At 72.0% G+C, this 10,720-nt stretch carries 10 protein-coding genes and 1 pseudogene; 6 read left to right on the top strand and 5 right to left on the bottom strand.

Annotated elements, in window-relative coordinates:
• Nucleotides 1–46: 46 nt before the first annotated feature.
• Both sbnA and AB0F11_RS27565 read left to right on the top strand, forming a co-directional pair.
• Nucleotides 47–1,015, top strand: coding sequence for a 2,3-diaminopropionate biosynthesis protein SbnA (gene sbnA, locus AB0F11_RS27560; RefSeq protein WP_362179059.1), 969 nt, complete (start codon nt 47–49; stop codon nt 1,013–1,015).
• A 761-nt stretch (nt 1,016–1,776) separates the two neighbouring features.
• Complete coding sequence (locus AB0F11_RS27565; RefSeq protein ID WP_362179061.1) at nt 1,777–2,211, top strand: hypothetical protein; 435 nt, start codon at nt 1,777–1,779, stop codon at nt 2,209–2,211.
• 213 nt (nt 2,212–2,424) lie between these two features.
• On the opposite strand, the gene AB0F11_RS27570 is transcribed toward AB0F11_RS27565, so the two are convergent.
• On the bottom strand, nt 2,425–2,553 hold the full coding sequence (locus tag AB0F11_RS27570) for a hypothetical protein (protein WP_362179064.1): 129 nt from the start codon (nt 2,551–2,553) through the stop codon (nt 2,425–2,427).
• A 398-nt stretch (nt 2,554–2,951) separates the two neighbouring features.
• Here AB0F11_RS27570 and AB0F11_RS27575 point away from each other — a divergent pair, with 398 nt between their 5' ends.
• Entirely contained in the window at nt 2,952–4,955 is a 2,004-nt protein-coding gene (locus AB0F11_RS27575; protein ID WP_362179066.1) for an AAA family ATPase, read from the top strand.
• A 148-nt stretch (nt 4,956–5,103) separates the two neighbouring features.
• Entirely contained in the window at nt 5,104–6,495 is a 1,392-nt protein-coding gene (locus AB0F11_RS27580; protein WP_362179069.1) for a carotenoid oxygenase family protein, read from the top strand.
• A 3-nt stretch (nt 6,496–6,498) separates the two neighbouring features.
• On the opposite strand, the gene AB0F11_RS27585 is transcribed toward AB0F11_RS27580, so the two are convergent.
• Nucleotides 6,499–7,353 (bottom strand): class I SAM-dependent methyltransferase, encoded by an 855-nt coding sequence (locus AB0F11_RS27585; protein ID WP_362179072.1) that lies wholly within the window; start codon nt 7,351–7,353, stop codon nt 6,499–6,501.
• 96 nt (nt 7,354–7,449) lie between these two features.
• The gene (locus AB0F11_RS27590; RefSeq protein ID WP_362179074.1) at nt 7,450–7,965 is read right to left on the bottom strand and encodes an SIS domain-containing protein; all 516 of its coding nucleotides are present in this window, start codon (nt 7,963–7,965) and stop codon (nt 7,450–7,452) included.
• 311 nt (nt 7,966–8,276) lie between these two features.
• On the opposite strand from AB0F11_RS27590, the gene AB0F11_RS27595 reads away from it, so the two are divergent.
• Nucleotides 8,277–8,972 carry an EamA family transporter gene (locus tag AB0F11_RS27595; RefSeq protein WP_362179077.1) on the top strand — a complete coding sequence of 232 codons (696 nt, stop codon included), beginning with the start codon at nt 8,277–8,279 and terminating at the stop codon, nt 8,970–8,972.
• Here the strand turns inward: AB0F11_RS27595 and AB0F11_RS27600 are convergent.
• Entirely contained in the window at nt 8,959–9,834 is an 876-nt protein-coding gene (locus AB0F11_RS27600; RefSeq protein ID WP_362179080.1) for a hypothetical protein, read from the bottom strand. The two genes, AB0F11_RS27595 and AB0F11_RS27600, sit on opposite strands and share 14 nt — an antisense overlap.
• A gap of 422 nt (nt 9,835–10,256) precedes the next feature.
• On the opposite strand from AB0F11_RS27600, the gene AB0F11_RS27605 reads away from it, so the two are divergent.
• The gene (locus tag AB0F11_RS27605) at nt 10,257–10,523 is read left to right on the top strand and encodes a hypothetical protein (RefSeq protein WP_362179083.1); all 267 of its coding nucleotides are present in this window, start codon (nt 10,257–10,259) and stop codon (nt 10,521–10,523) included.
• A gap of 120 nt (nt 10,524–10,643) precedes the next feature.
• Here the strand turns inward: AB0F11_RS27605 and AB0F11_RS27610 are convergent.
• Nucleotides 10,644–10,720, bottom strand: a pseudogene (locus AB0F11_RS27610) (lytic transglycosylase domain-containing protein); the annotation flags it as partial.

The following is a 10,720-nucleotide window of genomic DNA, read 5'->3' on the forward strand; positions in this document are numbered from 1 at the left end:
CTCCCCCGCACGTACCACCCGAAGGACAGGCCACGAGGAGGCCGACGTGCCCGTCATTTCCGCTCCGTATGCCTTCAACGAGGAAGACCTCTACGTTGACCTCCGACCCGTTCTCGGCTGTCGGCTGTTCCTGAAGTGCGAAGGGTTCAACTTCGCCGGCTCGGTCAAGCTCAAGGCCGCGGCCGCCATGGTGGAAGCAGCCGAACAGGAGGGCGTCCTGACCCCGCGGTCCGCCATAGTCGAGTCCTCGTCGGGGAACCTCGGCGTCGCCCTCAGCGTGATCGCGGCGAGCAAGGGCTACAAGTTCCTGTGCGTGACGGACTCCCGGTGCAACCTGGCGACCAGACTGATGATGGAGGCCCTGGGCAGCCAGGTCCACGTCATCACCGACCCGGAGCCCCACGGAACCTACCTGGCGGCGCGCCTGGCCTACGTACGCGAGCTGTGCGCGTCCGACAGCCGCTGGGTCTGGCTCAGCCAGTACACCAACCCGGCCAACTGGCGTGCGCACTACCGCAGTACGGCCCCCGCGATCGCCCGGGGATTCCCGAAGCTGGACGTCCTGTTCGTCGGCGCGGGGACGACAGGGACCCTGATGGGGTGCGCCCGCTACTTCAGGCACTGGCACAGGCCGGTGCGCATCGTCGCGGTGGACAGCGTCGGGTCGGTGACGTTCGGCGGCCCGTCCGGCCGCCGTATGATCCCCGGCCTGGGCATGGGCGTCCGCCCGCCCCTGCTCGACGAGTCCTACGTCGACGAGGCGGTGCTGGTGGAGGAGGCCGACACCATACGCAGCTGCCGCCAACTGGCCCGCCGGGGCTTCCTCTTCGGAGGCTCGACGGGAACGGTGGTCAGTGGCGCCGCGCAGTGGCTGGCCCGGCACGACGACCCCTCCGTCACGGCGGTCGCCATCGCGCCCGACCTCGGCGAGCGCTACCTGGACACGGTGTACCAGGACAACTGGGTCGAGGCCCTCTACGACGACGCCCCCGCCCCGACGCGCCGGACCGCGTGACCTCGTCGTCATCATCATCCTCCTCCTCCGTCCGGGCCACGGCCTGGTCGTGCCCCGACCGGCTCCGGCGGGACGGTCGTCGTCCCGCCGACAAGCCCGGGGACCGCTGTGTGGTCAGTGGTCGCCGGGGGCTTGACCGGGCCGGGTCTGCGGGGAGGCATGGACGCGGCCGTGGGCTGTGCCTGCGACGGGACGACGGAGCGGTGCCGTGTCGGTGGCCCGCAGACGGTACCCCCAGGGGGAGAAAGGGGTACCGCCTACGGCCGCCAGCCGCGACGGTCGCCGGTCTGGCGAGACGTACCACCGTCACAGGCTCGTCTGTCCCCGATCGCTGCCCCCAAACTCCCTTTGTGGCAGTGGATTTCGGTCAACTGACCAGTCGTCAAACTGCAGGCGTGAGCAGCCGGTGTGCGCCACGGTTTCCACACCGGCCTCACCCGACCGCACACGCGTGTTAGCTTCCCGTTGAAATCACAGAGGACCCGGGGGGATGGACCATGCAGGCGGACACACAGGAGGCAGGGCAGCGGCACACGCGGAGGCGATCGCGATCGCATCTCGCGGTCACCCTCACCGCGCTGGCCGTCCTTTCCGCGACGGCGTGCGGCAGCGGTAACGGTAAGGGCGCCGCCCCGGCCGCAGCCCCCGAGGCGCCGCAGAAGACGGCCGCGGCCACTGCCACGGCATCCGCCCAGTCTGCGTCCGCTCCCACGCCCAGCCCCTCCCCCACGTTCCCCGAAACTCCCGCCGCGCCACGCGACGTGAAGGTGCGGACGCCCGCCGACTTCTGCAAGGACCGGGAGACGCTGCTCGACCCGGCAGTGCGCACCGTCATCAGCATTGCCGGTGTCGAGGAGCAGAAGCAGGGCGGTTTCAACGTGCTGGGCGCCACCGAGCCGGAACTCAAGTGCGGCCCCGGGGTGGACAACGACGGATACTTCGAGGTCAACCTCCCCCTCGGCCCGTATTACCTCGCTCCTGACGCCAAGATCCACCTGCTGACGTACGACGAGAAGGCGACGCAGGGCACGTGGCAGGCCGCGCCGGCCTCGGTCGCGACGTTGCGGGAAGTGGTCAAGGCGTGCAAGACGGGGGAACAGCCGAGCAAGCCGTACACCTGCGGGGGCAACCTCTTCCATGCGACGGTGAACAAGAACGGCGTGATCACGGATCTCACCGCGGTCTTCCAGTCGTGATCCATCGGATCCACCCCCGCAGCGGGGTCGCTCCGAGCGTGTCGTCCAGCCAGTCGTAGATCCGGGCCGGGGCCAGCCGCTGGGCTCCGGCCTGGCGGTGGGCGTCGGCGCCCTCCTCCTCCGTGAACTCCAGGAACGTCTTGGGGCAGGTGAGGTCGTCGTAGAGCTGCCTGGCCTGTCCGGCGAAGAACAGGTCCTCGGCCGCTTCGCAGATCAGGGCCGGACACCGCCGTCGAAGCCGTTGTGCATGACCACGGTGGGGCGGGGCTCCCCGGAGGTACCGGCCCGGTAGAGGTAGCCGGGCAGTGTGGTGCCCTCGTACGGGATCTCGACCGGTTCCATCCGGGGGGCTGAAGAGGGCGGCCGCAGACCGGAAGCAGTCCGCGGAGCGCGCGTAGGCGTGCTCGTGCCGTGGATCGCAGGGACGACCGTGCGGGAAGAACTCGGCAGACCGGTAGTAGTTCGAGGCCCGCAGGAAGCCGTCCCGGGCACTCACCGGGTGGCCCGCGTCCAGGGCCCGTGCGGCCTCGGCGGCCACCCGGTCGGCCGTGGCCGGCCACTCGTCCTGCCAGCTGCCGTAGCTGTCTTCGGTGATACGTCGGCTGGGCGGAGCACTCGGCCGACTACCCCGCTCCGTCGTCCGCGACAACCTGCGGTGAGAAATGCGCGTCTTGCACTCCGGCCGGGACGGCGCAGCGGGCAGGGTGCCGCCCGGCGACCGACCAGGGAGGGGAGCCGGCGTGGCGTCCGTGGGAGAGCGGCTGAGCAGGGCGCGGGAGCGTGCCTTCATCGGCCGGGAGGAGGAACTTGCCCGATTCGGCCAAGCGTTGGCAGGAGACCCGCAGGCGCCCTTCGCGTTCTACCTGTACGGACCGGGCGGTATCGGGAAGTCGTCGCTGCTGCGGTGCCTGGCGGACGCGGCCCGTGCGCAGGGCCGGCTGCTCCTGGAACTGGACGGCCGTTTCGTCAGCCGGGACCCGGCCGATTTCGAGCGTGCGGCCGGACCGTTCCTGGATGTGGCCGGCGCGGTGTTGTTCGTCGACTCCTTCGAGCACTGCCAGTGGCTGGAGAGCTGGCTGTGGCAGCGCTTCCTGCCCCGTGCCGCCGACGACACCCTGGTGGTCCTGGCCGGCCGGCTTGCGCCTCAGCCGCAGTGGACCGCCGATCCCGCCTGGGCCGGGGTCTTGTACGTCCGTGAGCTGGAGCCGTTCTCCGATGAGCAGTCCCGGAGCCTGCTGGCCGGGGCGCGGACCCCGTCCGCGCTGCGGGAGCGGGTGCTCCGCTTCGCCGGGGGGAACCCGCTGGCACTGTCCCTCGCGGCCGCAGCAGCAGCGACGGGCTGGAGTGGCGAGGAGATATGGGCGCCCTCGGCCGACGTGTTGCGGACCTTGCTGGCGGGGCTGATCGGAGAGGTGCCGACGGCGGCCCACCGCCGCGCACTGGAGGTCGTGGCACAGGCGTCTTCGACCTCCGAGGAGCTGCTCGCCGCCGTCCTGCCCGAGGAGGATGCTCCGCTGCTGTTCGGCTGGCTGAGGGACCTGCCGTTCATCGAGTCCACGCCGCGCGGGCTCTACCCGCACGACGCCGCGCGCGAGACCCTCGCCGCCGACCTGCGCTGGCGGGCGCCCAACGCCTTCACGGCGATGCGGCAGCGGCTGGCGGAGGAATACCTGCGCCTGCTGCGCGAGGCGCCCGAGGAGCGGGTGTGGGTCGTCACCGACGAGATCTTCTACCTCTTCCGCGAGCTGGAGAGTCTGGCGCGGCTGCGCGTGTGGTCCCGGGAAAACGAGGTGCACGAACGTCCGCTCCACCCGGATGACACCGAGGCCGTCCTGCGCATGGCCGAGGAGACCGAGGGAGCCGAGTCCGCGGCTCTGGTGCGCTACTGGCTGGAGCGCCAGCCGCAGGCGTTCAGCGTGTTCCGCAGTGTCGCCACGGGCTGCCGCGTGGCCTTCACGGCCCGGCTCGTCCTGCCGGCTCCGCCGGACCCGCAGGACATGGCCACCGATCCGGTGGTGGCGGCCGCGTGGGCGCACACCGATGCCACCACACCGGTGAGGGCCGGCGAGCACATCGGCATGACCCGCTTCTCGGTCTACCCGCAGCACTACCAGGTCCCCTCGCGGGTCATCGACCTGAGCAACTCCCGGGCCCAGGCGGAAGCCGCCCGGGCCCGGGGCCGCGCACACGGCTTCGTCGTCTACCGGGACGCCGATGCCTGGGCCGAGCGCTTCAAGGGGATCATGCACGACGCCGGTGCGCGACCGCGGGTGGGGGCGCACACGTACGCGCTGTTCGGTAACGACTGGCGCCAGGTGCCCGTGGAGAGCTGGCTGCGCCACCTCATCACCGCCACCGACGTGCCCGCCCCGTCCGGGCCGTCGGGCTTCTCGCGGACCGCGTTCGACCAAGCCGTACGCGAGGCGCTGTCGCACTGGCGGGACGCGGGCGCCTTCGCCGCCTGTGCACTAGTTCGCGCCCGTCTCGCGGCCGACCTGGCCGACCCGGGCGAAGAGCTGCGCGCCCTGCTGCGCCGGGCGGTCGACGATCTCGCCGCCGACCCGCGGGGCGTGCGCGCCCGTGAGGCCCTGACGGCGGGCTACTTCTCCGGGGCTCCCACCCAGGAGGCCGCCGCCCGGCGCCTTGGCCTTCCGTACGGTACGTACCGGCGTCACGTCAGGCAGGGCCTGGACCTGCTGTGCGAGGCACTGTGGCACCGGGAGCTGCACGGCGGCCCGCGGTAGGACCCGCGAGTCGCGTGACGGGTGGACAGGTGCGGACAGGAGTGGACAGTCATCGCCTCTGTCCGGCCTGGAGAGTGGACAGCGCCCGGTACCAGTGTGTGCGGCATGGACCTTGCACGTACACAGTCCCGGGAAAGAGGTTCCTGCCATGACCGCTGACAAGCCTTACCTGAAGGGTCACTACACCCCCGTTGCCGAGGAGGTCACCGCCACCGCACTGACCGTGGAGGGCTCCCTGCCCCCGGAGCTGACCGGCCGGCTGCTCCGCAACGGCCACAACCCCAAGCCGGGCGTCACCCCGACGCACTGGTTCAAGGGCAGCGGCATGGTCCACGGAATCCGGCTGTGCGACGGCCGCGCGGAGTGGTACCGCAACCGCTGGGTCCACACCCCCGCACTCGACGGCGCCCCCTACATGACCGAGCACGGCCCCGATCTGACCGCCAGCGCCGCCGGCACCCACGTCATCGAACACGCCGGGCGCCTCCTCGCCCTGTGCGAGGCCAACCTTCCCTTCGAGCTCACCCCGGAGCTGGAGACGGTCGGCGCGTACGACTTCCAGGGCAGGCTGCGCACCGCGATGACCGCACACCCCAAGGAGGACCCCCTCACGGGCGAACTGCACTTCTTCGGGTCCTCGCCCTTCCCTCCGTTCCTGACGTACTACGTCGCCGACGCCAAGGGCGACATCGTCCACAGCGCCGAGATCCCGGGAGCGAGCGCCTCCCTCAAGCACGACTTCGCCCTCACGCGCCGCCACGTGGTCTTCGTCGAGGGCAACGTCACCTTCGACCCGACCGAGCCGTCCGGCATCCCGTACGGATGGAGCGACCGGCAGCTCTCCCGCATCGGCGTCATGCCGCGTGGTGAGGACGGCGCCGGCCGCATCCGCTGGTTCTCCATCGAACCGGGCAACATGCTCCACGTCGCCAACGCCTACGAAGACGGCCAGGGCCGCATCGTCCTGGAAGGCCCCACCGTGGACCGCGAGGGGTTCCGGCTGTCCTGGAACTGGTGGGTCGGCGCACCCGGGCGGGGTACCGAGCCCGTCTCCCGCTCGTACACGCGCCGCTGGGTCGTCGACATGGCCTCCGGTACCGTCGACGAGCAGATCACCGACGACCTGGCGGTGGAGTTCCCGACCCTCAACGAGGACTACCTGGGTGCCGAGAACCGCTACCAGTACGCCGTCGCCTTCCCCGACGAGAAGGGCTTCGGCGGCTACGGCATCGTCAAGTACGACCGCACCACCGGCGCCCGCCGCATCCACCAGGTGGGCGACGCGCGCATGCCCGGCGAAGCGGTGTTCGTCCCCGCAGCCGGCTCCGGGGCCGGAGCCGGAGCCGGAGCAGGCGGCGAGGATGACGGCTACCTACTGACGGTCGTCTCCGACCTCAAGCAGGACGCCTCGCACCTGCTGGTCCTCGATGCGTCCGGCCTCGACCGCATCGCCACCGTCCACCTGCCGCACCGGGTGAGCGCCGGACTCCACGGCTCCTGGATCCCCGACAGCGCCGCCCCGGGGGCCGGCACCAGCTGAGGATCAGGTGCGGCGGGCGTGGAAGAGGCCCCAGCGAAGCAGTTGCCGCCGGGTGACGTCCGCCCACAGCGGCAGGTTGGCCAGCAGGTCGTCGAGGTAGGCGGTGCTGATGGTGCCGCGCAGCTCGCCGGCACGGTGGCGCACCTCCTCGTCGAGGCGCGCGTAGTGGGTGACGAGGTGAGGGGTGAGGTCGGCGAAGTCGGTCTTCATGCCCAGGCCGGACAGCTGCTCCAGGTAGAACGACGGGGTTGCCAGGGTCTCCACGCCCAGACGGGACAGCGCGGGCCTCAGGGCCTCGGCCGGGGTCGTCTCGGCAGCCATGATGTCCGAGAAGACCAGGGCACCGCCCGGTTTGAGGACACGTACCGCTTCGCCCAGGGCCTGGCCGCGGTCGGTCACGTGGCACAGGACTTCCAGGGACCACACGACGTCGAAGCGCTCCGCCGCGTAGGGCAGGTGGTTGAGGGAGCCTGCTTCGACCTCGATCAGGTGGTCCAGCCCCCGTCGGGCGTTGGCCGCGCGGTGGCGCCGGTTGTGGGCCTCGCTGAGGTCCAGGGCCACCACGCGGCAGCCGAAGCGCTCGGCGAGCGCACGGGCCGAGCCGCCGTACCCCGAACCGAGGTCGAGCACGGTGGCCTCCGGGCCCAGCAGATCCGCGACCCGGTCCGCGGCGTGCTCCACCGTGCGGTGCGAGGCGTCTGCGATTGCCTCCTGTGCGTGGGCGTACACGCCGATGTGGATGTCTTCGCCGCCCCAGACGGCGTCGTAGAAGGCGTCGACGTCACCGGTCTCGTAGTAGCGGCGGGTGGAGTCGTCGTGGCCCTGTGCGGTGCCTACGGCCTTGGCGTTGTCGGTCATGGCGAGTGGATTCCCCACAACGGCCGGGCCGATTCATCCCATCTGTGCACCGGCCACCGTCGGGTCAGCACGGCCGCACCCGCTGCGCGGGCGCCGTCAGTAGGAGTGGTCGACGGTGACGTCGGCCGACATCCGCAGCGCCGCTTCGGCCGGCGCCCCGCGCAGCCCCAGCAGGGTGAGGGTGAGGGCGTCCACCACGGTGAGGTGGGCCAGCCGGCTGGCGACGGTTTCGAGTCCGAACACCAGGTCCTGGCCGCCGGCCACCAGCGTGCAGTCGCTGGACTCGCTGAGCGGCGAGCGGGCGTAGCTCGTGAGGGCGTTGACCTTGGCTCCGGCCCGCCGCGCCCCTCGGGCGGCGTGCACCGTGTGCGCGTGGCGCCCGTATGGCTGATGGCCAGGCAGGCTCCGGCGGATGTCAGCTTGCGAGGCGGCCAGCTGCGCGGTCAGCGGGTCGGCCGGCGCGTCGACCGCGCAGCCCAGCGCGCGCAGCCGGTAGGCGGTGTCCAGCGCGACCGCGCCGGACAGTCCCGCGCCGAGCACCCGGACCCGGGGCGCCGCGTCGATCAGTCCGGCCGCCGTGCGCAGCCGCTCCGGAGTCACCGTCGCCGCCACCGCGTCCAGCGCCTCCCGGGCGGCGCGGACCGTGTCGGCCAGGGCTCGGGCGGCCGGGTCCCGGTCCCGGAAGGGAGCCTGGGCCGGGGCCTGCCGGGCCGCGGCGATCTTCAGCTCCTGGTACCCCCGGAACCCCAGCCGCCGGCAGGCCCGTACGACGGAGGACCCGCTGCCCGATCCGGCGGCCTGGCCGTACGTCGCCGCCTCCGCCGCGCTGCAGGCCGCCTACCAACTCCTGCTCCTGCGCGCGTACCAGCTCGGCGGCTTCGGCCAGATGTACCCCACCGCCCGCGGCACCTCACTCACCCCTCGTGGTGGCCCTGGTCTCCACCACCCTCCTCGGCCATGCCCTGGCGGCCGGTCAGGCGCTCGGCATCGCGGTGGTCGCCTGCGGCCTGGCCGGCCTCGCCCTCGCCCTCGGCATCCCCGGCCGCACCCAACTGCCCGCGCCGGCCGCCGCGCTCGGTACCGGAGTGATGACCGCCTCCTACACCCTGGTCGAAGGCACCGGCGTCCGCGTCTCCGGCAGCGTCTTCGGCTGCATCGCCTGGCTCTTCCTCTGCGAGGGACTCGTCCTCCCGATCGTCGCCCGGGCCCGCCGGGGTCCCGCGCTGCTCACCGTGCTGCGGCCGCTGTGGGGACGCGGCCTGGCCGGCGGACTGCTCTCGCTGCTGGCGTACGGGCTCGTCGTCTGGGCACAGTCCCGCGGCGACCTCTCCACCATCGCCGCCCTGCGGGAGACCAGCATCGTCTTCGGAGCACTGATCGGCGCGGTCGTGTTCCGCGAACGCCTCGGCCACCGCCGCATCACCGCGAGCATCACCGTGCTGCGGGCATCGCGGTGCTCCGGCTCACGGGCGGCGCCTGAGGACGGGGCGGGCGCCGGCGCTGGAGGCCAATGCCGCCCGGCGTGCCGCACCGCCCGCGAAACCCGAAGCCGCCGTCGCGGCCGGGCCTGCCTCTCACACCGCCGGGTGAAGCAGCGCTCCGGCGTCAGGAACCGCTGACGACCTTCCGCAGCTGATACAGCTTCCCGGAACCCGGGTGACCGACGTGCTGGAGGAGCCGCGGATTCCGGTCGGTGCCGCCGACGCTCCACGCCTGCCGGGAACACCCGGGGACGCGGATGCGGACTTCCTGGGTCCAGACGTCCCTCCCCGGCTCGTACGACCAGGTGCCGGAGCCCGAGCACCGCCGCGACGGGCCGCTGGGGTGGTCATCGGGGGCGTGCTCACCTACTCCGGAGGCGGTGACCCGGCCGTCCGGGGTGAACTCCAGCGTTCCGCTCGTGTGGTCGATCCAGGTGCCGGCCATGGTCGCCGGACCGATCGCCGGCGGCTCGTAGGCGGGCAACAGGCCGACGGTGAGCCCGAGTGCGCCGAAGAGGCCCGTTCCCGCCACCACCCCTGCGCCCCACAGGGCCACTTGCCGGACCAGTCCCGGGCGCCGGGGCCGGGCAACCAGGGCGCCCACCGAGAGGGCGGTCGTTGCCGCCGCCCAGAAGATGAGGACGGGACGCGCTTCCACGTGGTTGTACGCCGCGAAGGCCAGGATCGGCGGTGCCACCAGGGCCGCCACCGCCGGCGGCACCCACCACCACGCCTCCCGCCCGCCGATCCGACGGCCGAGCAGATCGGCCAACGCCACCGCCGGCAGCACGAAGACCAAGGACAGCAGGAACGCGATCACGCCGACGATCACACCGAACGAGAGCAAACCCCCCAGCAGAGCGGCATGGTCGACCGGAGTGTCCGGCGGCGGCTGCGTCCGGACGTACAGCAGGACCACCACGACGGCGAGCGCCACCTCCAGGCAACCCACCAGCGCCGAAACCAGCAGCATCCGGCCGTACGACCTCTTCTGATGCACGGCCAACCCCCCGCGTGGCACGGCGAAATGAACGCGTCCGCCTCTCGGCCGACGGCGTGGCTCCATTCTGCCCGACGGACTGAACACGTTCAATAAATTCCTCGCGCCCCCAGGCCGGCAAGCCCCTCTCCGCCTCTGTGTCCGCCGCACCACGCCCGAGAGTGCCGCGCGCATCCCGTCCCCGACCTCGTCGCGGGCGAAGCCGCACGCGTGGAGGGATCTCGCTGGGTCTGGCCCGGACTACGCGGCTACCGGACACCGAAGGGCGCCCACTCCCAGCACGAACTCCACCGTGGAGCGACATCGGCGCAGGTCCCTCTGGGGATGGCAACATCTCCTTCGTCCGAGCACGTCGGACCCACCAGGCCGATCTTCGCCGACGGCATGGCCAAGCAGGTGGAGATCCCTGGAGGCCCCAACCGATGCTCCGTGACCACGAGGAACTCGACGTGACGGTCGTGGCGGCCGCCCTAGTGGGGGTGAAGGTAGAGGTCGACGGGGCGGAGGGCGTCTTCGGGTTCATCGACCAGGTCAAGCACCCCTCGTGGCGGGACGCGGACGTGGCCCCGCCACGCGCCGGCGACCGGCTCCACGTCTGCGTCCTGGACGCCGGTCGGGAACCACTCCCCCGCTTGAGCGCCCTCGAGGACGACATCGCCACCGCACGCCGCCTTCGCGGGGAAGCCTGACACCCGCACCGGGGCTGCGCCGAGCCGCCGGCCTTCGAGGCCAAGGCCGAAGGCCCCGGGGCCGGCCTGGTGAGGCCGGCCACCGGGGCCGTCGATAGCGCTGTTCAGCTCACTGGTGGCTTAGTACCAGTGGTGGGCCTGCCAGAAGTTCCAGGCGCCGACCGGGGAGCCGTAGCGGGAGTTCATGTAGTCCAGGC

This window comes from Streptomyces sp. NPDC032472 (assembly GCF_040636955.1).
Lineage (GTDB): Bacteria > Actinomycetota > Actinomycetes > Streptomycetales > Streptomycetaceae > Streptomyces.

Bases quoted from the DNA above. Each gene is read 5' to 3' on its own strand.
- AB0F11_RS27580 (WP_362179069.1), top strand. From the start codon at position 5,104: ATGACCGCTGACAAGCCTTACCTGAAGGGTCACTACACCCCCGTTGCC.
- AB0F11_RS27570 (WP_362179064.1), bottom strand. From the start codon at position 2,553: ATGGAACCGGTCGAGATCCCGTACGAGGGCACCACACTGCCCGGCTAC.
- AB0F11_RS27585 (WP_362179072.1), bottom strand. From the start codon at position 7,353: ATGACCGACAACGCCAAGGCCGTAGGCACCGCACAGGGCCACGACGAC.
- AB0F11_RS27605 (WP_362179083.1), top strand. From the start codon at position 10,257: ATGCTCCGTGACCACGAGGAACTCGACGTGACGGTCGTGGCGGCCGCC.